At 45.2% G+C, this 22,339-nt stretch carries 15 protein-coding genes; 2 read left to right on the top strand and 13 right to left on the bottom strand.

Annotated features, from left to right (window positions below; all coding sequences use genetic code 11):
• Positions 1 to 95: 95 nt before the first annotated feature.
• Positions 96 to 1,454, top strand: coding sequence for a gluconate:H+ symporter (locus tag ACYQ0Y_RS09525; RefSeq protein WP_407884128.1), 1,359 nt, complete (start codon positions 96 to 98; stop codon positions 1,452 to 1,454).
• An 84-nt stretch (positions 1,455 to 1,538) separates the two neighbouring features.
• Here ACYQ0Y_RS09525 and ACYQ0Y_RS09520 read toward each other — a convergent pair whose 3' ends face one another.
• The 13 genes from ACYQ0Y_RS09520 to ACYQ0Y_RS09460 form a co-directional block, all read right to left on the bottom strand.
• Positions 1,539 to 3,353: a DUF2207 family protein gene (locus tag ACYQ0Y_RS09520; RefSeq protein ID WP_407884130.1), complete on the bottom strand. Its 1,815-nt coding sequence runs from the start codon at positions 3,351 to 3,353 to the stop codon at positions 1,539 to 1,541.
• A gap of 386 nt (positions 3,354 to 3,739) precedes the next feature.
• A complete protein-coding gene (gene rlmD, locus ACYQ0Y_RS09515) occupies positions 3,740 to 5,107 on the bottom strand; it encodes a 23S rRNA (uracil(1939)-C(5))-methyltransferase RlmD (protein ID WP_407884132.1) in 1,368 nt (455 codons plus the stop codon).
• A 312-nt stretch (positions 5,108 to 5,419) separates the two neighbouring features.
• Positions 5,420 to 6,445 carry a diacylglycerol kinase gene (locus ACYQ0Y_RS09510; protein WP_407884134.1) on the bottom strand — a complete coding sequence of 342 codons (1,026 nt, stop codon included), beginning with the start codon at positions 6,443 to 6,445 and terminating at the stop codon, positions 5,420 to 5,422.
• A gap of 108 nt (positions 6,446 to 6,553) precedes the next feature.
• Positions 6,554 to 7,981, bottom strand: a complete 1,428-nt coding sequence (gene gatB / locus ACYQ0Y_RS09505; protein WP_407884136.1) for an Asp-tRNA(Asn)/Glu-tRNA(Gln) amidotransferase subunit GatB — start codon at positions 7,979 to 7,981, stop codon at positions 6,554 to 6,556.
• The gene (gene gatA, locus ACYQ0Y_RS09500; protein ID WP_407884138.1) at positions 7,981 to 9,450 is read right to left on the bottom strand and encodes an Asp-tRNA(Asn)/Glu-tRNA(Gln) amidotransferase subunit GatA; all 1,470 of its coding nucleotides are present in this window, start codon (positions 9,448 to 9,450) and stop codon (positions 7,981 to 7,983) included. Before gatA ends, gatB begins: the two co-directional genes overlap by 1 nt.
• The gene (gene gatC, locus ACYQ0Y_RS09495) at positions 9,450 to 9,761 is read right to left on the bottom strand and encodes an Asp-tRNA(Asn)/Glu-tRNA(Gln) amidotransferase subunit GatC (RefSeq protein WP_407884140.1); all 312 of its coding nucleotides are present in this window, start codon (positions 9,759 to 9,761) and stop codon (positions 9,450 to 9,452) included. Before gatC ends, gatA begins: the two co-directional genes overlap by 1 nt.
• Before the next feature lie 234 nt (positions 9,762 to 9,995).
• On the bottom strand, positions 9,996 to 12,056 hold the full coding sequence (locus tag ACYQ0Y_RS09490; protein ID WP_407884142.1) for a KUP/HAK/KT family potassium transporter: 2,061 nt from the start codon (positions 12,054 to 12,056) through the stop codon (positions 9,996 to 9,998).
• Between the two features lie 244 nt (positions 12,057 to 12,300).
• Positions 12,301 to 13,437, bottom strand: coding sequence for a CamS family sex pheromone protein (locus tag ACYQ0Y_RS09485; protein ID WP_407884144.1), 1,137 nt, complete (start codon positions 13,435 to 13,437; stop codon positions 12,301 to 12,303).
• 25 nt (positions 13,438 to 13,462) lie between these two features.
• Positions 13,463 to 15,502, bottom strand: coding sequence for an NAD-dependent DNA ligase LigA (gene ligA / locus ACYQ0Y_RS09480; RefSeq protein ID WP_407884146.1), 2,040 nt, complete (start codon positions 15,500 to 15,502; stop codon positions 13,463 to 13,465).
• Between the two features lie 22 nt (positions 15,503 to 15,524).
• Positions 15,525 to 17,831, bottom strand: a complete 2,307-nt coding sequence (pcrA, locus tag ACYQ0Y_RS09475; RefSeq protein ID WP_407884148.1) for a DNA helicase PcrA — start codon at positions 17,829 to 17,831, stop codon at positions 15,525 to 15,527.
• Between the two features lie 198 nt (positions 17,832 to 18,029).
• Positions 18,030 to 19,226 (bottom strand): ATP-grasp domain-containing protein, encoded by a 1,197-nt coding sequence (locus ACYQ0Y_RS09470; RefSeq protein ID WP_407884150.1) that lies wholly within the window; start codon positions 19,224 to 19,226, stop codon positions 18,030 to 18,032.
• A gap of 179 nt (positions 19,227 to 19,405) precedes the next feature.
• Positions 19,406 to 20,089: a glycoside hydrolase family 73 protein gene (locus ACYQ0Y_RS09465; RefSeq protein ID WP_407884152.1), complete on the bottom strand. Its 684-nt coding sequence runs from the start codon at positions 20,087 to 20,089 to the stop codon at positions 19,406 to 19,408.
• A gap of 100 nt (positions 20,090 to 20,189) precedes the next feature.
• Positions 20,190 to 21,110, bottom strand: coding sequence for a UbiA family prenyltransferase (locus ACYQ0Y_RS09460; RefSeq protein ID WP_407884153.1), 921 nt, complete (start codon positions 21,108 to 21,110; stop codon positions 20,190 to 20,192).
• 176 nt (positions 21,111 to 21,286) lie between these two features.
• On the opposite strand from ACYQ0Y_RS09460, the gene ACYQ0Y_RS09455 reads away from it, so the two are divergent.
• A complete protein-coding gene (locus ACYQ0Y_RS09455; RefSeq protein WP_407884155.1) occupies positions 21,287 to 22,261 on the top strand; it encodes a polyprenyl synthetase family protein in 975 nt (324 codons plus the stop codon).
• Positions 22,262 to 22,339 lie beyond the last annotated feature (78 nt).

Below are 22,339 nucleotides of genomic sequence, written 5' to 3'. Positions count from 1 at the left end.
AGTTTTCGCTAAACTGTGTTACTTCGTTTTCAAGACGAGTAGAATGGTGTGGTCGTTTTATTTCACCAAATGAATTTGAGAGGAAAGTCTTGCTTATGTCACCATTCATTGTTTTGATTCTCGGCATTGCTTTATTGCTAGTGCTTATTATTCAGTTCAAGTTGAACACCTTTGTCTCCTTAATTGTGACATCGATCTTAGTAGCCTTGGGGCTCGGCATGAACCCCGCTGCCATTGCAACGTCCATTAAGAACGGAATTGGAAGTTCGTTAGGCGAGCTAGCGATCGTCTTTGGTTTTGGCGCCATGATCGGTCGGTTAGTCTCAGATTCGGGGGGTTCTTATCGCATCGCGAAGACACTGATCAGTGCGTTTGGTAAGAAACGATTGCAATTAGCGATCGTAATCGCTTCATTCATCATTGGAATGTCTCTGTTCTTCGAAGTCGGCTTGGTTTTGTTGACCCCCATTGTCTTCGCTGTTGCCTTAGAAGCAGAAGTACCATTCTTATACCTTGGTCTGTCAATGGCAGCTGCCTTATCGGCAACACAAGGTTTCTTACCACCCCAACCAGCCCCCACTGCTGTGTCGACAGCCCTCGGTGCAAACACCGGGATGGTCTTGTTACTTGGTATTATTGTTGCGATTCCTTGTGTGATCATCGCCGGGCCTGTCTTTACCCGGATCATGCAACGCCTTCAACCAGACGTCTTTGTCATCAAAAAGGAATTACCAGCTTTTGGTGAGGTGAAGGAATACAAGCTTAATGAAACACCTAGTTTCGGCTTAGCAGCCTTGACTTCCCTCTTCCCAGTTATCTTCATGGCTATTTCAACCATTTATACCATGACCGTATTACATGGTGTCAAACCGGTTCATCCCCATGGATTTGCCTCGATTATGATCATGCTCGGTGATCCAGTCATTGCGATGGTCATTTCCCTATTATTTGCAATTTGGTCCATGGGCTTTCATCGTAGTCGGACAATGAAACAAATTAGTGGCACGATTGAAGATGCCATCAAGTCGATTGCGATGTTACTGATGGTGATTGGCGGTGGTGCAGCCTTCAAACAGGTCCTCATTGATGGTGGTGTCGGCAAAGCCGTGCAGCAGCTAATGGCTCATTCTAGTCTTTCACCGCTCTTATTGGGCTGGTTGATTGCGGTAATCTTGCGGGTTGCGCTAGGATCTGCAACAGTCGCTGGAATGACAGCCGCTGGTCTAGTCGTACCACTCATGCACGCGGCAGGTGCTGATCCAGCTTTGATGGCACTCGCCATTGGCGCCGGCTCACTAGCCGCCTCCCACGTCAACGATGCTGGTTTTTGGATGTTCTCCGAATACTTCGATCTTTCTGTGAAACAGACATTAAGTATCTGGACGGTCTTAGAAACAATTATTTCAGTAGTCGGTTTGTTAATGGTTTTATTGTTGAACATCGTGTTACATTAATAATTCATAATCAAAAAAGATCAGCTCGATTTCAAAATCGAACTGATCTTTTTTTTCGGGCGTCTTCATCCTTGTACTTAGCCATTAAAAAGCACCACCACCGGATCCGCCACCAAAGCCGCCAGAACTACCACCTGAAAAGCCACCAGAACCACCACTGCTACTGGACAGGGCGCTGCTACTAGCAGAAATGGAATTAGAAAAGGTGCCAGTAAATGCCTGATCGAAATTAATCGAGTGATTGCCAAAACCATAATAATATGGGAACAAAATTCCAGTGGTGGCAATTGTAGCTGCTCCGAAATCGTTGGCCACGGCTTGGGTCACCTGCTTAGCCAATCCAAAAGCCGCCGCGTACGGTAACAACTGCTCCCATAAAATTAAGTCGCCAACCTCGGCTGTATTGAAATGTCCCACATCACGAAGCATTCGTTTAAGCCCTCGAAGCTCGTTAACCAGCTGATCGCCATCAGCGGTGTATCGATTGATCCGTTGCCGTTGCCAAATGATGATTACGGTTAATAATCCTGCAAAGACAGCTAGTCCCAACCACCATACCAACTTAATCTGAGCAGGACCGGCCCCAATTAGGAGCGCCGCTAACCCAGCTAAAGCAAGATTGCCAATTAATAACGCTAAGAGCCAGCGACGAACGCCAAGATTATGTCCATCTTCATAAGTGGCCACTTGGTCGGAAATACGGCGTTGCCATTGTAGGAAATGCTGCTGTAAATGGCCTTTTTGATCTCTTTTACCATATTTTTCAACCGCCACCATCGTAACTTGATCACCATCGCCAATGTGTTTAATCATAAACTCGGTTAGTGGTTCATCGATAGGCTGTTGACCAACTTTAGCCAACACATAGGTATTGTCGTCTGAAGTTAATGTGACGGCCTTTTTGGCGACTAATTGAAGCAATTCGCCCGTATAACCACGTGAATCAGCTTCTTTATGATTGACCAAACTTTCTGCGACAGCCGGACCAACGTGAGGAACTTCATACCAGTGATGAATCGGAACTAATGGTGCATGACGGTGAATCGGTCGCCGCCACAGGTAAATTACTGTGCCAACTAATGAAACAAGCATTATTCCCAAAACAATACTGATCATGACATATATCGTATGTCGTGCCCGAACACGTTTTGCATTTGCTCGCTTGGCCAACGCCCTCTCCTGGCGTTGTACTTGTGCTTTTACCGCCCGATCAACCTGATTAGGATTGTTGGGCGTGACAGAAGTTGGAAACAATAAATCAGTCTCAATGAATTGATTTGCCGGATTATTAGCCAAGGTTAACTTCATTTGCCCAGCTTTTCGATTAACCGTTGTGTGACCAGCTAATGGGCCATGCGCCCATGCCTGTAATGTAGCAACATTTTGTTGGGGCAATTGAATGATGATTTTGACATTACTTAACGATTGATCCCAACCACTGCCAATCACCTTCCAATTTAGTCGAGCAGTGTCTCGATAGTTGGTCACGACCCCGTTAAGTCGATAGCGATAGGTGAACGTCGCCGTGGCGTCCTCGATACTGTGATAAACTTTTAACTTCATGACTGACGCACTTTTTGTCACACTAAACGAATTATTTTCCCCAGTAGCACTCGCTGCTAATGGTATCGCCCGATCGTTATGATTCTGCACCGTTACCGTGGGATCGCTGACACCCTTGATCCCCTTCAAGTCCTGATTATAGAAAACGCCATGGAAAGATCCATCGAATTGATAGGTGATCTGCTGTTGGACTTCAGCATCTCCATTAGCCAACACATCGATATAAACATCATACCGTTTAATGTCGTACGAATCTGCCCGTCCGATCAACGTCCCCACCATTAATAGCAAGACGGTTATCGTTAGACTCAGCACGCTCCTGGTTAATTTTCTCATCGCTATCCCCCGTCATGATTCACTTAGTTTAAGTGTACCATGCCTGAATCCTGCTTGAGCTAAATTCGAATGATTGTTATCAAAGGTTCGTAGCTCTAACTATTTAACGCTCTTCGTTAAGAAGTCTGACAAGTGTGCTTGCTCCTTGATCTGATTGGGCCAATAAAATTCCATGGGCCCATATAAATCACCGCTCCCAACCGCCACCTTAACTGAAATCGACTGGTGAGCATAGCATAGTTCACTCGAAACATCATAAAATTAAGCTTGTAAACGATGCCAAATTCGGACGCTTCTCCAAATTCATGCTACCCACTTAAAAACCGTTGCTAGCCAGACGTCTTGGCTAACAACGGTTTAAAATTTATCTTCACTTATCGGCTTGTCTAATCTTTGACAAGCACAGTCACACTTTCAATATGTGTGGTTTGAGGAAATTGATCAACCGGTTGAATTGGTCCATCTACATGGTACCCACGGGCCATAAATTGTTGCACATCGCGCACCAACGTAGCTGGATTACAGCTAATATAGACAATCCGTTGCGGATTAACTTTCGCTGCTGCTTCAATAAATTCTTCGGCCAGGCCCTTACGTGGTGGATCAACCATGATGACATCAGGCTTTAACCCGGCTTCTTGCCACCGTGCCATTTGAGTCTCCGCTTTAGCAACCACAAATTTAACATTGTCAATATGGTTCAAGTTGGCATTTGTTTTAGCGTCGCCAATCGCAGCAGACACAATCTCGACCCCATAAACTTCTTTGGCGTGGCTAGCAACTGCCAGAGAAATGGTGCCAATACCACAATAGGCATCAATCACTGTTTCGTTGCCTGTCAATTGTGCTTTTTCAATCGCCAGTTGATAGAGTCGTTCAGTTTGCTGCGGATTTACTTGATAAAATGAATGCGCAGAAATTTCAAACGTCAACCCCATCAGCTGATCATGAATCACTGGACTACCAAAATGAACGCGATCAACATCCCCGAGCAACACGTTGGTTGGTTTCGGATTGACATTTTGAATAATACTCTTAACTTCTGGCAATGCTTTAGTAATGGCAGCGACTAATTCGTTAACCATTGATAGTTTATGGGCTCGAGTCACGATGACAATCATCATTTCGTGACTATAGTAACCGCGCCGAACCATAATTGTTTTTACAACACCCGTGTTGTTGACTTCATCATAGGCATCAAGATGAAACCGTCGTACCAAATCACGAACGATCACGATCGCCTCGTCAATTTTAGGATCTTGAATGTAAAAATCTTCAATGGGCACTAATTGATGTGAACCACGACGATAAAAGCCGGTTTCTAGTTGACCATTAAGCTCGCGAACTGGAATCTGCGCTTTATTGCGATAATGATACGGGGTTGCCATCCCGATTGTGTCATTAATATTAACGTCTATATGCGCCTTATTAAACAATTCAACCATCTGATCATGTTTAAAAATTAATTGTCCTGAGTAACTAAGGTGCTGTAACGGCGCAATGCCGGTTTGTGTATAAGTGACATCAACATTGTCCACGCGTTGGGGACTTTGTTCAATAAATTTAACCACGCGACCAAAAGCGTACGACTTGGCCACCTTAGTTACGGCAAAAACAACCTGTTCATCAGGCAATGCGTTGGCGATAAAGATCGGAAAATCATCGATTTTGGCGACCCCCATGCCCTGATAGGTTAGATCCATAATTTTGCCAGTGTATGTTTCATTCTTCGTAACAGGTGCTGTAAATTTCATTCTAAAGGTTCCTTTCGACTGTTTCGACGGTCATCAGTTGGAAAAAATAACCTTGTTAGTGTAACGCAAAAGCGCTTGGGACAAAAGCAAAACATAAATGCCATTTTTAATTTGAATAAACAAACACGGGACATTAGCCGAGTGACACCGCGTCTAGTGCATGTCATTGGCTGATGCCCCGTTCATTTAAAAAACGCGATTGCCAGACCCCGAATCCAGTGCATAATCAACAACCACAGCCGAGCAAATTCGCCAAATTGCGATTGTCAGTTGCGGCTCGGACTCAAACAGGTCCGACTCCCGCTCACTTAATTATGCCTTCATTTCTGAATCAGTCTGAGTCTGCGGTAATTTATCCACCTCTTCAACAAACTTACGTGCGTCGGCCTCAATTGCCCGGTCTTCACCGGTAATTTGTTCATCAGGAATCGCGTCTAGATCCGCGAACATTTCGATGTGTTGCTTATGATCGATAAACGTCATCGGCGCGTCCCCACCATACTCACCATCCAAATTAATCATCATTCGATCATTTTGGTCTAACGGTTTGGCAATGACCTTGCGTGTTTTTTTATAAATAATATGTGGATCGTTAATATGGCGCCCACCGTTAAGCACTAACGTCATCAGCCGCAAAAGCTGAGGCATGCTCGCTGTTTTCACGATCAAAAGACTAAATTTGCCGTCATCTAAGGACGCTTCAGGTACGATTTGTTCAAAACCACCAATGGAGTTGGTTAAGCCCAACAGAAACATGGAAGCTTCACCCTCAAATTTACCATCATCGTACTCAATCGACATCTGTATTGGTTTAATCTGTGGCAACAACTCAGCCCCTTTAACCAAATAAGCTAAATAGCCAAAAATTGTTTTCATATCCGACGGCACGTCATAAGTTAGTTCCGTCAGCAAACCGCCACCAGCGATGTTAATAAAATACGTATCACCAGCTTGGCCAATGTCCATCTTGACCGTCTGATTTTTTAAAACGACTTTAGCCGCCGCTAGCGGTTCATCACGTGGAATCCGCAAGGCACGCGCATAGTCATTAGTGGTCCCAGCTGGAATAATCGCCATCTTCGGTCGTTTTCTGAGGTTCGCAATGCCGTTGACGACCTCATTAATCGTCCCATCACCGCCGGCAGCCACGATCAAATCGAAGCCAGCTTTAGCGGCACGCCGCGCTTCATTTTTGGCAGAATTGGCCGCTGGCGTGGTCGCAAACGCGCTGGTTTCATAGCCAGCCTGCTCAAAAACATTTAAAATATCGATCAAATCCCGCTTCAAAGCCTCTCGACCAGAAGTCGGATTATAAATCACCCGTGCGCGTTGTGCCATCGTTGCTCCTCCAATAAACCAAGATCTAATTATTGCTATGTACAAGCCTCGCTATAAATGCATAACGAGGCTTTATTGTAACGGTTATTTATCAATTAAACAATCAGCTTAACGGGCATTTAAGGAAGCCATTAACAATTGATTGACTACTTTCGGATTGGCCTGACCGTGCGTTTGCTTCATGATTTGACCAACCAAGAAGCCAACTGCTCGATCTTTCCCATTTTTGAAGTCAACAACCGACTGTTCATTGGCATCGAGCACGCCATCAATAATTGGCTGTAATTGTTCGGGATCAGAGAGTTGCACTAAACCGTGTGCTTTAACGTAGGCCCCCGGTTCTTCACCTTTCGTAATGGCTACGAAAACTTTTTTAGCCATCTTTGAAGAAATTGTACCATCCATTTGTAACTTGATCATGCCGGCTAAATTGGCTGGCGTCAGCTTAGTTTCCTGCAAATCCGATTTATTATCATTCAGATATGCATTGACATCGCCTTGTAAGTAGTTCGAAGTCAATTTAGCATCGGCCCCGGCTGTGACTGTGGCTTCAAAGAAATCTGCCATTTCTTTTGTCTGCGTCAATACCATCGCGTCATAATCTGTCAAGCCTAAGTCGTTGACATATCGTTGACGCCGTTTTTCAGGCATTTCAGGCATCGTTGCTTGAATTTGGGCAATCCAGTCATCCGCAATTTCAACATTAGGAATATCCGGTTCTGGGAAGTAACGATAATCATCGGCGCCTTCCTTCACCCGCATTAAGATCGTTTCATTGGTGTTCTCATCATAGCGACGCGTCTCTTGTTGAATTTTACCACCAGATAACAGGACCTGTTGCTGGCGCTTTTCTTCAAACTGAAGGCCCTTGCGCACGTAGTTAAACGAGTTCAAGTTCTTTAACTCTGTCTTCGTGCCATATTGATCTGAACCGTATGGGCGAATCGAAATATTCACATCAACCCGCATTGAGCCTTCTTCCATTTTTACATCGGAGACGCCAGTGAATTGAATGCGTTGACGCAAGATTTCCAAATAAGCATAAGCTTCATCTGGCGAGGCAATATCAGGCTTTGAAACAATTTCAATCAAGGGTGTACCTTGCCGGTTCAAATCAACGTAAGAATAGCCATTAGGATTATGCGTGTTTTTACCAGCATCTTCTTCGATGTGCATCTCGGCAATACCGATTTTTTTCTTCTGCCCGTCAACGTCAATTTCAATCCAACCGTTTTCAGCTAATGGCACATCAGATTGAGAAATCTGATAGGCCTTGGGATTGTCAGGATAGAAGTAATTCTTCCGATCAAAATGGGTATGCTGATTAATCTTGGCATGTAAAGCCAAGGCAGCGCGCATGCCATATTCAACGACACCTTTGTTTGGCGTCGGCAAAACCCCAGGATAACCCCAGTCAATTACATTAGTGTTCGCATTAGGTTCGTCTCCGAATTCAACTGGTGACGGACTAAAAATTTTGGAATTGGTTTTTAACTCAACATGGACTTCAAGCCCAATGGTCGTTTCGAAATTCATTAAGCCTGACCTCCTTCATTCAACGTTGGTTTTAGCGTGTGAAATTCAGTGCTCTGTTCAAAGGCATAGGCAGCATTCAAGACCCGGGTTTCATCAAATGCCTGACCAATAATCTGCAGTCCAACCGGTAGGCCATCAACCAAGCCTGCAGGCACAGAAATGGAAGGAAGCCCGGCTAAATTAGCAGGGACGGTTAGCATGTCGTTCATGTACATGGTCATTGGGTCTTTAGTCTCTTCACCGATGCCAAAAGCTGGCGTCGGTGCTGTTGGGCCAACGATTAAATCATAGTCGGCAAAAACTCGTTTAAAGTCTTCAATGATCAATGTTCGAATCTTGGCTGCTTTCATAAAGAAGGCATCAAATGCGCCGGCCGATAAGGCAAACGTCCCCAACATGATCCGGCGCTTAACTTCATCGCCGAAACCTTCCGACCGAGTCTTAACATACAGTTCTTCCAAGTTCTTCGCATCACTTGTCCGGTAACCATAACGAATGCCATCAAAACGTTGCAAATTAGAGGATGCTTCTGATGGTGCCAAAATGTAGTACGCCTGAATTCCGTGGGTGCTATGAGGCAAACTAACTTCGTCTACTTTCGCCCCTAGCTGTTCGAGCTGTTTAACTGCTGAACGAATTTGATCACGAACACCAGCATCAATGCCATCGGCCAAGAATTCCTTTGGTACACCAATCTTTAAGCCCTTAATATCACCAGTTAGACCGGCAACATAATCGGGTACTGGTTGACTGGAGGATGTGGCATCGCGCTCATCACGACCAGCTAGAACCTGTAACATTGCAGCTGCATCGGTAACATTCGCCGTCATCGGCCCAATCTGATCCAATGAAGAAGCAAAGGCAATTAATCCCCAACGACTAATACGGCCGTATGTTGGTTTAAGCCCCACGATTCCATTGAACGCAGCTGGCTGACGGATCGAACCACCAGTGTCCGAGCCTAGTGAGGCTAAAACATCCCCGGCCGCGACAGTCGCAGCTGAACCACCTGATGAACCACCAGGAACTTTGGTCGTGTCCCAAGGATTACGCGTTGTCCCGTAAAATGAGGTCTCCGTCGAAGCTCCCATCGCAAATTCATCCAGATTGGTCTTTCCGATCGTAATTGCTCCAGCTGCTTGTAAACGTTCCACAACATCCGCGTCATAAACTGGTGTGAAGTTGGCCAGAATTTTTGAAGACGCCGTCGTCAATAGTCCCTTTGTCGTAAGGTTATCTTTCAAAGCAACAGGCACACCAGAAAACAGGTTATTAGGGTCAATTCCTGCGGCATCAATCGCTTGCGCTTGCGCTAAAGCGCCTTCATCATTAACTGTTACATAAGCATTTAATTGGTCTTCATGTTCATGAATATTAGCTAACGTTTGTTTGGTCAATTCAGTCGCTGATAGTTCTTGCTGCACCAATGCTTGATGCAAATCCGTTAAATTGTCATATGGGCGCGTCATTAGGCATCCTCACTTTCATCAATAATGGCTGGTACTTTAATAAAGCCATCTTCAGTATCGGGAGCTTCAGCTAACAACGCCGCCTTTTGGTGGGCATTAACCGCCACATCTTCACGTAAAATGGCCGTTGCATCAGCCATGTTCGTCGTTGGTGCCACTTCGTCAGTATTGACCTCATTGAGCCCTTCGATCATTTCAATAATTTCATCAAGTTGACTTGTAAACTTTTGCGCCTGTTCATCTGTCAGTGACAGTTTTGCAAGCTCGGCCACGTGTTCAACTTCTTCACGTGAAATTGGTTCTACTGCCATCATTAATCCTTCTTTCTCTTGTAAACTTACAATCAAGTTTGCGTCATGTTAATTAGAGCCCCATATCCCTAACATTATACGACAAAGGACCGGAGCTCGTGCAAAAAAATTAGTATCATCTTTTCGATGAAATCACAAAAGGCCACCGATTCCTTTGCACGGAAATGGTCGCCTTTTGAAACTTAAAATTATTTCCTGATGACAAACCGTAGTTGCCACTTGCCATCAGTCTAGTTATTTCTTTAATTCCCGACTTCCCGTTGGAGCCATTCCACTGTTCGAATCAGGCGCAAGATTGTGTTTAATCCGTCGCAAGATTGGCCGTCGTCGCCGCCCCAAAATTAGGGGCACGTGTTCGACAACGACATCGGCGAATTCCAACCCGAACCATGAAGCAGGAGAACCGGTCAGATTTTGTAAGCGAACGCGAGCTTGAATCATTAACTTATCAAACGGTTTAATGCGGGTCTCTGGCGAAATTTCTTCCTGAATGACGACAAAGCTAAAGTCACCAACATTGCGATCTTTCATCATCGTATATTGCTGCGGTTGGGCGGGTAAGTCACCACTTTCAATCAATTCTTGAACAATCGCCCGCAGATACACGTTAACCCGTTGCTCACGCCGAAAGCCCAAATATAGCTGAACATTGATCACGTTGTTCGTACCAAGCATATCCACATCATATTTAGCCGTATAAGGGTCATCAGTCACATTAACTGTCACAAACCAATAAGCTTGCGCCCGTTTAGGCCGTTTATCCAAAATTGAATACAACATCTCCCGTTTAATTAAATGACCTGGACGCACCTTTGCCATATAAACCAGATTTGTCGCAAACGTCGGATAGTTCTCGTCATGGCTCAACGCCTGCAATTGATCCGTGTAATCGTCTAAATCAACGTAGGCGGATTCGAATTCATCACGATCACGAATCTTATTACCGTAATACCAGATGTACATCACTAGCAAAATCAGACCTGCTAAGAGCGCGGTTACATACCCACCGTGAACAAACTTAACCATCGAAGCTAAGAAGAACAGGCTCTCTAAAGTACCGAAAAATAACACCATGGTCCACGCTAAGACAACATTTGTGTGACGAAGCCGCAAATATTGATACAACAAGAGTGTCGTCATCAACATCGTCACTGTAATCGCCAATCCATAAGCGGCTTCCATGTGCGCTGACGTGCGAAAGTATAGGACAATGCCAATACAAGCGATCCACAGAATACCATTGACCATTGGGACATAAATTTGTCCCTGCTTAATCGTTGGATAACTGATTTTTAAGCGTGGCAATAGTTTTAATCGAACCGCTTCAGCTACCAACGTGTACGAGCCAGTAATCAAAGCCTGCGAAGCAATGATTGCGGCCAGTGTCGCCAGCACAATGCCAATAAAACGCCAATCTCCCGGCAACATTTCAAAAAATGGGTTAAAGTCAACCATCTTGGCATACAGTGTGTTATTGACGTTGTTGAGCACCCAAGCGCCTTGCCCCAGATAGTTCAGCATTAAACAAACGAAGACATATGGCCAACTGCCGTCAATATTTGCCTTGCCGACATGACCAATGTCCGAATACAACGCTTCCGCCCCAGTAGTGGCTAGAAAGACGCTACCCAAAATAAAAACGCCCACTTTGTTATCAGGACTAGTTAAAATTGTGACCGCATAATAGGGGTTCAGGGCTTTAAACATACTCAGATCTGGTAGCACATTGATGAAGCCCACTGCTCCAATGAAGGTGAACCAAATCGTCATGATGGGACCAAAGGCATGACCAATTGCTTTTGTCCCAAATCGTTGAATAACGAATAACAGCGAAAGAATAACAATCGTGATGATAATGACGTCAGTTTGGTCGTGAACTGGTTCAAAGTGATGAAAGACGATCCCTTTTAACCCTTCAATTGACGTGGTGACCGTTACAGCCGGTGTGAGCATCCCATCTGCTAATAAAGCCGCACCACCAATCAAGGCCGGAAAAATAAGCCATTTAGCCTGACGTCGAACCAGCGTGTAAAGGGCAAAGATACCGCCTTCCCCATGATTTGTCGCATTCAAAGCGATCAGAACGTATTTAACGGTTGTCAATAACATGACAGTCCAAAAAATCAGTGAAATACTGCCAACGATTAATTCCCGACTGGCCGTCGTCAGTCCACCGTTATCGGTCAAAATGGTCTTCATAACATACAGTGGTGAAGTCCCAATATCTCCATAAACAATTCCGAGCGTGACCAGCAGTCCAGCGGCCGACAATTTTGTCCGTGCTTTGCTTCCCATTTTTCTTTACCCCAAATTAATTTGGCTATTTTTGAAACTCGAATCAATTCTAACCATTTTCAGATAAAAGAAAAGCCAAACGCCTAATCTCATTATTTTCTTATTACCAGCATCGTGTCTGAGACAAAAGTATCAACTAAATTCCATTTAAAAAGCGCGGAACATAAATCGCTGACCGACTTATGTCCCACGCTCTAAATTATCTGTTGATTACCCGTTAGATACCCAATCCGAATAAACCAACTTAATATGAACCAAAGACATGCGTGGTAAATTTGCGCTGTCCTGCATCTCGACTCAAAAATGATTGTACGCCATCAGTGGATTGCACTGTTATATCAATCGGTACACCTGCTGGTAAATATTTCGGTGCCACTTGAGCTAAATATTCCGTGAAACTAATAATTTCCGTTTCACTATAGAACTGGGTTGTAATCGTGACGTTCATCCCGGCTAGATTATTATCTTGATACTGTGCCTGTGCGGTAACCCCGCTTAGGTTAGGAAAGAAATTTTGGACCTGCGTTTTAAAGTTTTCAAAGTTACTTTCATCATTGCTGGTGCCGGACTCGCTAGTGCCACCAGCCGAAGGAAATACAACATTGCGCTGATTAATCGCTTGCCAATTGCCAAGCGCGTTCCCATCGCTAACATCGTAACTAAAGAATGTGCCGCCAACTAAGCTGTCATCTGGCGCCTGCTTGTATAGGGCAATCACAATCGGCGTATCTGCACCAACACCTTTTGTCCGGCGCAAACGTTTGAGCACCTTGGCAGCAATTTCACGACCCTGTGTTTTCATCTGCTCATCGGAAATTTTGGTCGAATATTGCGCCCCGTACTTTTCCTTCGTGTAATAGTCCACAGAATTAAGGCCGATTCCGATTGTAATGCCACCCAACTTCAAATCATTCCCATTCTGGGTCATGTAGTCTTGCTCTTCAATCGCCTGTAAATATAACGGATTACGCTTATCGGCGTCCTTTTGCCCATTATCCACTGGGTTCAATCCATCCGGATTATCCTTTGATTTTCGCCCCAACCAGTCAGTCACTGTGCCTGAAGACAAGTACTGTCCTTCTTGAAAGACATACTTGCTTGGTTTGAATTGCTTCTTGGAAACGTTCAAAAGTCCGTTTTCAAAACTCTTTAAATTGAGTTGGTTAGCATCCTGATCATTGGTCACCCCCCGCGATTTGCTGGTCAGATAATGACCATTGGTAATGACCCCTTGATAATTCCCACTATCGGTCTGACCAGTCGTTTGTGTCTTTTTTTTATTCGTGGTTGATGGAGATTGTTGCGTCGTATTAATATTGCCACACGCAGCAAGCACCATCATGGTCGACAACAATGCCACCAAAATGCGAACCTTTTTCACCGTTTCAGTCTCCTCTTCATTTCGATCAATCTGGATCAGCAGACATGGTTTTAACAAATTGTGCTTCATCCCACACCGTGATGCCTAATGTCTGCGCTTTTGTTAACTTGCTACCTGCATCGGTCCCTACAATCACTAAGTCCGTTTTCTTTGAAACACTGCCAACCACCGTAGCACCATGATTGGTCAACCACGCTGTTGCTTCTGAGCGAGTAAACTGAGTTAATTTACCCGTTAAGACGACCCGTTTACCACCAAAAAAGGGATCATCAGCTGCTTGACGTTGGTCAACACCAGTATACGTCAGGTTCACCCCGACAGCCGTTAATTCGTCAACCAGCGCTTTTGCCGCAGCCGTGTGAAAATATTGGCTAACCGCGTCACCGATGACTAAACCCATGCCATCGATTTCCGCAATCTGAGCAGGCGTCGCTGCCATGACTGCTGCCAAGGTGTGAAAGTGGGCAGCAACCTGTTGGGCCGCTTTTGCACCTAAATGGCGAATGCCCAAGCCAAACAATAACCGCTCCAACGAATTATTGCGGCTATTATCAATCGCTGTCAACAGATTATGAGCCGATTTTTCGCCAAATTTATTTAAAGTTAACAAATCTTCGAATTTAAGTCGATACAAACCGGCGACATCCGTTAAAAGTTGTTGTTCCAGCAATTGGGTCACAATCGCCGGTCCCAATCCGTCGATGTTCATGGCATCACGAGACGCAAAATGGATCAAACCTTCTGTCACTTGAGCCGGACAGCTCGGATTGATGCACCGCAACGCAACTTCTTCGTCCACATGTACGAGCTCACGGCCACAAGAGGGACATTCAGTTGGGATTGGATACGGTTGACTATCGGCCGGCCGTTTACTGACGATGACTTCGCCAACTTCTGGAATAATGTCACCAGCCTTGTGCAGGGTCACCGTATCTCCTAAGCGCACCCCTTTTTCATTTAAATAATCCGGATTATGCAGCGAGGCTCTAGCCACAGTAGTTCCTGCTAACTGTACTGGATCCATAATCGCCGTTGGTGTCACAATGCCAGTGCGCCCCACTGTCCATTCGATCTCCCGAATAGTCGTCTGTTGCTCATCTGGTGGGAATTTGTAAGCAATTTCCCATCGTGGCACCTTGACTGTATTGCCTAATTCGTCTTGTTGATCAACGGGATCGACTTTAACGACAATGCCGTCGATACCGTAACTTAGGCTTTCTCGCTGAGTTGTATATTCATCAATGTAATTTTGGATTTCCGCCATATTATGGCAAACTTGCGCATGCGGATTAACGCTGAATCCGAGGGCCTCATAACGTTTCAGTGCTTCACTTTGTGTCGTAACACCCAGTGCACCAAAATCAGGCGTGTAGTAGATAAAAGTCGCCAACTCACGGGCCTTTGTCACGCGTGTGTCTAATTGGCGCAATGATCCGGCCGCCGCATTACGCGGATTTGCAAAGGGCGTCTTTCCTTCGGCCTCTTGACGTTCATTTAATTTGGCAAACGCAACTTTTGGCATATAACATTCACCACGAACTTCAATTGATAACGGCTCGGGTAACGTCATTGGAATGGATGCCACCGTTCGTAAATTTTCTGTGATGTCCTCGCCAATTCGACCATCTCCGCGGGTTGATCCCTGAACAAATCGCCCGTTTTCGTACACTAAGGAGATTGCCAAACCATCAATCTTAAGCTCACAATTGTAAGACATTTCATCTTGGCCGAGACTCTTTTTGGTACGTTGGTCGAATTCGGCAAGCTCACCAACGGAGAACACGTCCCCCATCGAGAGCATTGGGATGGCATGTGTGACCTTACTAAAGCCTGGTAACGTGACATCACCTACCTGTTGGGTGGGGGAGTCAGGCGTCACGATTTCGGGAAAAGCAGCTTCTAGGTCTAGTAACCTTTGATAAGCCATATCGTAAGTATGGTCTTCCACTGTGGGTGAGTCGGCAACATAGTATTGTTGTCGCCACAAATTTAGCTGATCGCGTAACTGACTAGCCACTTCATTAGCGTTTTGAACATTCATGTCCGATACTGGTTGATCTGCCATTGCGTCTGCTCCTTTGTCCAACTTATTTAGTTACTCTCGTAATCGGTGCAAAGGCGGCTAATAGCCGCTTGACCCCTTCTTGCGGAAAAGCGATGTCTAACTCGGCCCCCTCGCCCTCACCGCTTACCTTGACAACCGTTCCTTCGCCCCACTTTTTATGGGTAACTTTATCACCAGCTGTCCAACTCACTTTATCAGCCCCCGTGCCCTGAGCGCGATCGACTTTGGTGGCTTTCGTACCAACTGGTTGTCGTCGGTACGCCGTCGAAAGGCCACCTTCTGTTCGGCGATCAAATGGCGTCTTCAACCGGGATGATGTCAAACTACCGGCGCTTTGATTTTCACTAGCTAATAATTCTGGATTAATTTCGTCAATAAAGCGTGAGGCTGGATTAGTTTGCGTACGGCCGTACAGCAATCTAGAAAATGCATTTGTTAAATACAATTTCTCCTTAGCACGGGTAATTCCCACGTAGGCAAGTCGCCGTTCCTCTTCAAGTTCATCATTTTCCATGATTGCCCTTGAAAGTGGAAAGATGCCTTCTTCAAGCCCCATTAAGAAGACCACTGGAAATTCAAGCCCCTTAGCGGCGTGTAAAGTCATTAAAGTAACTGCACCGTTATCATCATCAACGTCATCTAAATCAGAAACTAATGCCAGATCTGCCAAAAAGTCAACGAACTTATCGCCACTACCCTCTGGAATCGGTTCGTTGACTGCTTCCATGTCGGTCGGTAGCACTGTACTCGGCTCGTAGTTATCGTCAAATTGCTTAGTCACGGACAAGAACTCTTCTAAGTTCTCAACCCGGGTGTCGTCTTCTAAAGAATGCGTCGCCTTTAATGCTGGCAAGTAACCGGTTTTATCCAAAAGCTGTTCGGTCAAATCCGTGACGCTAACAAATTCGCGCATTTTAGCAAAATCAGCCATTGATCGGCCAAATTCTTCAAATGCATTACGTGCTCTTGCTGGAATTCCGTTGGCAATGGTAACGTTTTGCGCGGCTGCCAATAACGACCACGAATTTTCGTTAGCGAAAGCCCGTAATTTTTCAATGGAACCACTACCCAAACCACGTTTAGGTTCATTAATAATTCGTTCAAAACTCAAGTTATCTTCCGGATTCACGACTAGGGTTAAATACGCCAAAATGTCGCGAATTTCCTTGCGATCGTAGAACTTGTGTCCACCAACCATATTGTACGGAATATTACTTTTGACTAACGCATCTTCAATTGTTCGCGATTGGGCATTTGTGCGATACAAAATCGCAAAATCACCGTAATCTCGATGGTGGTCGCGCATTTGCTGTTCGATTTTGCTGATGACATAATGGGCCTCGTCACGTTCACTTTGAGCCCGGTAATAAGCAATTTTTTCGCCGTCACCATTATCTGTCCATAATGCTTTTTTACGTCGCAATACATTGTTTTCGATCACATTGTTAGCCGCATTTAGAATAGTCTGAGTGGAACGATAATTTTGTTCAAGCATCACCGTATGAGCCTGTGGATAATCTTTTTCAAAATCCAAGATATTATTCATGTTGGCACCACGCCAGCCATAAATACTCTGATCGGCGTCACCCACAACACATAGGTTTTTGTATTTACCAGCTAATTGGCTAACTAATTTATATTGCGCGTCGTTAGTATCTTGATATTCATCCACATGAATATATTCAAACCGCTCTTGATAAAAGGTTAGAACGTCTGGGGCCTTTTCAAATAATTCAATGGTTAACATAATTAAATCATCGAAATCTAACGCTTGATTAGCTTTTAATTCACGTTGGTAATTATCGTAAACGGTCGCCGCAATTTTTTCGAATGGTGTGTTCGCCGCCTGTGCGTAATCCGCGGCCGTTTGCAATTCATTTTTAGCATTGGAAATTGCCGCTAATAGCGACCGGGGATCATACTGCTTGGGATCAATATTTTGCTCACGTAAAATACGTTTAACCAAGGTTCGCTGTTCGCCAGTATCAGTGATCGTAAATGCTTTGTTGTAGCCCAAGCGATCAATATCGCGACGCAAAATTCGCACACAAAGAGCATGGAATGTAGACACCCATACGGCTTCACCACTCTCGCCAAGCAATTGCCCTACTCGTTCACGCATTTCTCGAGCCGCCTTATTCGTGAATGTGATCGCTAAGATTCGCCAAGGCATCACATTTTTTTCTTCGATCAGATAGGCAACCCGATGCGTTAGTACCCGCGTCTTTCCTGACCCGGCACCCGCCATAATTAATAACGGGCCCGCCGTTGTCTGCACCGCTTCTTTTTGTTTGTCATTTAACCCTGCTAATAATGTGCTTGCACTCACGAATTTTGTCTCCCTCTCATTAAAAATCAGTAGGTTAAGTATACCAAATTCACGCCAAGCAAACCATCATCACGAACATACGTTTCGCCATCTTACCGGCCCACATCCAGCGAACTCAACACTAGTATCATTGATTTTTGCCAAAATTAAAACGCTCCGCACTCTGAATAGTTGGAACGTTTTGACTGTTATGAACACTTATAATGCCTGATTTCGTTCAATTCGACTCGGCGTTGGCGGAACCGGCCGCGCCGGATCCCAAATTGTCGTCGCTGACAACTGATTCAACGCATCTTGCACGGTCGGCGCTTGAATTAACACATGCCCAGCCGCCGGTGAAATTTGTCGACCACTCTTATGGTAAAAGACAAATTCCCAAGTCGCTTTCAGCAACCATTGCGTACGAATGGCTTCGAGTTGATCATCGTCGAAGGAAGCCAATACGGTGGCCGCATACTGAGTTGGAGCAGCTAATGGTAGCCCCGCAACCGCGTGTAAATGCACTTCGAACATGGTTTGGGTGGCCCCTTTATCAAATACTAACCCCGACCGATCCATGGCGGGCACTAAATCCCGCAAGAATAAATTGCCCGTTTCAGTGAGCAGAAAGCTCAGTTGAAATACTCCGTAGTAGTGAAGATGCGTCGCAATATTGACCGTCATACGTTTGATCTCCGCAGTAACATCAGCTGACAAACGTGCTGGCGCCAGTGCACGTAACAGCCGCCCTTGTTGATAATTAGTTTCAATGATTGGAAACACTTGGATTTGATCGTCCAGTTGATTAACTTGCGGATACCCTTTGGCAACAAGAACCGAAATTTCTTGGGCCTTGGGAATCGTAGCTTCTAAAATATGCGGGCCTTGCTGTAACATATCCGCAGCCAAAGGTGCATCAGCTTGTGAGCGCAAGGTCAATTGTTGCTCGGTCTCGATCCCCTTTTGAAGTGGCTTTAAAACAGCTGGATAGCCGATAGCCGCAGCTGAAACATAAATATCATCTAACTCAACCACCGTTGCATACGGCGGGATGTTGATGTTTAAACTTTCAAAAAAGGCGCGTTCCAAAGAACGATCTTGCATCATCGTCAGTGTTTCTGCCCCTTGTGGCACGCGGGTAAACTGACTGATAAATTCAATGACGCTGGCAGGAACATGCTCTGATTCATAGGTCACGACGTCACAGTTTTCGGCAAACGCCTGCAAGCGTTGCCGATCTGAAAAAGCGCCAATAAAAACGGCATCGGCTAAACTTGCAATTTCGCTGTTAGATTCAGATGTAAATGTTGCCACGTTGAGCCCAACGCGACGTGCAGCGTTGACCAACAGCGGTCCATTTGAACTGTTGCCAATGATCCCTAACGTATGTCCTGGATAAAGCGCTTGCTCTGCCAAAATGTATCTCCTCCTGTTTTTCGCACTTAGTGTAGGTGATATGTAAGCAATTGACAAGTTACCCGCTTAAAATTCGGATGCACTCAGACGAGATGCCCTTGTCTGATCCGACCGTTTCTGATCGGTCCTCTTGTCGATTATTACCTAGCAACTAGGTCCACGTTTGAAGCCGAAGCCATTTATGTCGGTTGGTCATAACGGTCTAGTCGATATTTTTCAATAATGGCGATGATTTTCGCGGTATAAGCAGGATCTGTTGCATACCCATCCTTTTGCAACGCAATCGCGCCATCATGATAATTAGTCGCGGCTAAAACGTCTGCATACTTATTTGGATTCCAATCCACGCCATTAACAAATAACTGTGCATGAGCCGTAAAAGATGCCTGCCAATTGGGATAAGTTCGGAACCGTGCATTAACCGTTTCATAATGGTCATCGACAAATTCTTGCGTGCTCAAGACGACGCCTGGTTCGTTGCTACCGGCCTTTACGCCAAAATAATTGTGATACGTTTTTGATAACGTGGATGTGCCCCAATCAGACTCTAGAATTGCTTGCGCAATTTGCAGACTGGCCAGCACTTTCGTCCGTTGCTGCAAAGACTGTGCGTACGGTGCAACCCGCCGAATAAAGGTGCGACGGGCCTGCGCCGTGGTTTGCTGTGGCGCTGGCTTCGTCGGGGGTGTCAAAATTTTTTGACCCACTCCGGTCACGGTCAAGACGATGATGACAGTTCCAAAAAGAACCAATCCTGTATTGAACCAGCGGAGATGCCCACGATAAAGGAAAAAACGTTTCAATTGCCGCCGCCAACGCTTCCACGTCCGTTTTAATTTAAATTGTCGCTTTTTTTTGGCCACTGAATTCAACCCTTCATGATAGTTGCTTTTATTTAACCACATTCGTAGAAAGAGCGGTGGCGACCAAACCAGCATCCAACAAAAAATTAACTTTTACCATTTACACATTGAATAAAATACCAATACCCATCGCTAATGCAAAAGAAACGGTCAAAATGACGGAATTTTTAATAGCATAGACAAAACTTTTAGACTTGATCATAACTGCACTAAAACGCAAATTATTCCGCCAAACTAACGGAAACGAAAGTAAGGCTAAGAGCGTTAGCTTCGGCAATAATCCAACTACGACACTGGCCACGAGCATGAGGTAGCCGAGGCCGTAGCTCAGCCACCAGATGAGCAACATGAATCGTTGTCCCAACAATACAACGATTGTCTTGCGCCCATTAAGTCGGTCTTCTTCCACGTCACACAAATTATTAGCCAGCATAATATTACTAATTGCAAAAACCGCTAATCCCGAAGCTAAAAAGACGTGACCGGCCATTGTCCATGTCAACGCGTGCTGCGGTGCCAGATTGACGTAAACTGTGGCCAACATGATTAAATACCCCATGGTCACCCCGGAAAAGACCTCGCCAAACGGCGTGTGTGAAATGGGTAAAGGGCCGCCAGCGTAAAAATAACCAACGACATATCCAATTATCCCCAAGGTCAAAAACCAGCCGCTAGTCGCCCCCCATGTTAGCTTTGTAACCACTAGCCCCAAAATAGCAGCTATGCTGCTTAGTCCAAGGATGATTTCGACGGCTAATCGTACGGAAATTTGGTAGTGTCCGACAACATTAGTGATCTTTTTAAATGTTTGCTCATCTTTCGCATAGATAAAATCTTGAATATTGTCATTAGCATTAACCGCCATATGCATGAGCTCAATCACTACAAAAAGTAGCAAACTAACGCCCAAATGGAATGCGCGCGCGTTGTACCAGACATACAACAGCCCTATAATGAATGGCAAAATGCTCGCTACCATGGATTGAATTTCGACAAATTCTAAAAAAACTTTTGGTTTCATATATACTTAACCAACTCTCTGCAGTTTTTACTTTTGCCACATAAGGTCCTTGGTCAATTCGTCGAGGGGCTTACATTGACAAGCTTAATTCACTTCTTGTAGCATAAAACAGATAACTACTGGTGTCACGGCACTTTTCTTGTGACCCAATTGAGAAAGAAGAGGACCAATTGCATATGGCTTCGTCTCTTTGGCAACGATTTCCAACAATCAACGCACAACTTCAAGATCTGATCGCCTATTTGCCAACCTTAATCAAGTCGGGTAATCCCGCGATCGATAACCGAATGAAAAACCTGATTAGCTCTGGTGGTAAATTGCTGCGGCCTGGATTCTTCTATATGTTCGCCCAGCTGGGTCAAGCGGCTGATCCCAAACGATTGCGTTCGGCCGCTGCCGCCATTGAATTATTACATACTGCGACCTTGATCCATGATGATGTTCTCGATAATGCTGACCAACGCCACGGTCAGCCAGCACTGCAAATTGTCACCGGAAACCGAACGGCCATTTATGCCGGAGACTTTCTATTTACCAGCTACTTCACTGAAATTTTAAAAGCGGCGGAAACCCGCGAGCAAATCCAAACGGCTAATGATATTATGCGGACAATTTTAGTCGGTGAGCTAGATCAATTGGCGCTGAACTTTCATACCGATGCCACAATCAGGGCTTATTTGAATGAAATTGAAGGCAAAACTGCCCGTTTATTCTCGTTTGCCGCCGGCATGGGTGTTGCCCTAAGTCATGGCGATAAAGCAACGCAAACGGCCGCTGAATCAATCGGTCTGTCACTAGGAATGGCTTATCAGATACGCGATGATATTTTAGATATTATTGCTGACCCCACGGCCGCCTCCAAGCCCGTTCGCCATGATTTACGACAAGGCGTCTACACACTACCATTACTACTTGCTAGTCGTAAGGAACCGGATTGGTTTGAAAGCGCGCTTGCTCACCCAACCAACTTAACTGACCAAGATGTTATCACGATTAACAATAAAATTATCGCACTAGACGGACCACAGGAGGCTGAACAACAAGTTCAAACTTATACGAGTCAGGCTCTAAAACTCAGCCAATCATTGCCAGCCCCCATTGGTAATCAGTTGCAACACCTACTAACAACTTTGCTAACACGTAAATCGTAACGCGATTCAAAGCATCCACTAATTTTCTTTTCGCACCTTGAGCGGTAGCATTCGCCACTAAGGATGAGTAAAATGAAC

It is taken from the genome of Furfurilactobacillus curtus (assembly GCF_054657915.1).
The sequence above is the reverse complement of the archived record's forward strand: the minus strand, read 5'-3'. Positions and strand labels throughout refer to the sequence as shown.

What these genes read in the sequence shown, in the direction of transcription:
- ACYQ0Y_RS09510 (WP_407884134.1), bottom strand. Translation starts at nt 6,445, where the DNA reads ATGGCACAACGCGCACGGGTGATTTATAATCCGACTTCTGGTCGAGAG.
- ACYQ0Y_RS09460 (WP_407884153.1), bottom strand. Translation starts at nt 21,110, where the DNA reads ATGAAACCAAAAGTTTTTTTAGAATTTGTCGAAATTCAATCCATGGTA.
- ligA (WP_407884146.1), bottom strand. Translation starts at nt 15,502, where the DNA reads ATGGCAGATCAACCAGTATCGGACATGAATGTTCAAAACGCTAATGAA.
- ACYQ0Y_RS09520 (WP_407884130.1), bottom strand. Translation starts at nt 3,353, where the DNA reads ATGAGAAAATTAACCAGGAGCGTGCTGAGTCTAACGATAACCGTCTTG.
- gatB (WP_407884136.1), bottom strand. Translation starts at nt 7,981, where the DNA reads ATGAATTTCGAAACGACCATTGGGCTTGAAGTCCATGTTGAGTTAAAA.
- rlmD (WP_407884132.1), bottom strand. Translation starts at nt 5,107, where the DNA reads ATGAAATTTACAGCACCTGTTACGAAGAATGAAACATACACTGGCAAA.
- gatA (WP_407884138.1), bottom strand. Translation starts at nt 9,450, where the DNA reads ATGACGCGCCCATATGACAATTTAACGGATTTGCATCAAGCATTGGTG.
- ACYQ0Y_RS09525 (WP_407884128.1), top strand. Translation starts at nt 96, where the DNA reads ATGTCACCATTCATTGTTTTGATTCTCGGCATTGCTTTATTGCTAGTG.
- gatC (WP_407884140.1), bottom strand. Translation starts at nt 9,761, where the DNA reads ATGGCAGTAGAACCAATTTCACGTGAAGAAGTTGAACACGTGGCCGAG.
- ACYQ0Y_RS09490 (WP_407884142.1), bottom strand. Translation starts at nt 12,056, where the DNA reads ATGGGAAGCAAAGCACGGACAAAATTGTCGGCCGCTGGACTGCTGGTC.
- ACYQ0Y_RS09455 (WP_407884155.1), top strand. Translation starts at nt 21,287, where the DNA reads ATGGCTTCGTCTCTTTGGCAACGATTTCCAACAATCAACGCACAACTT.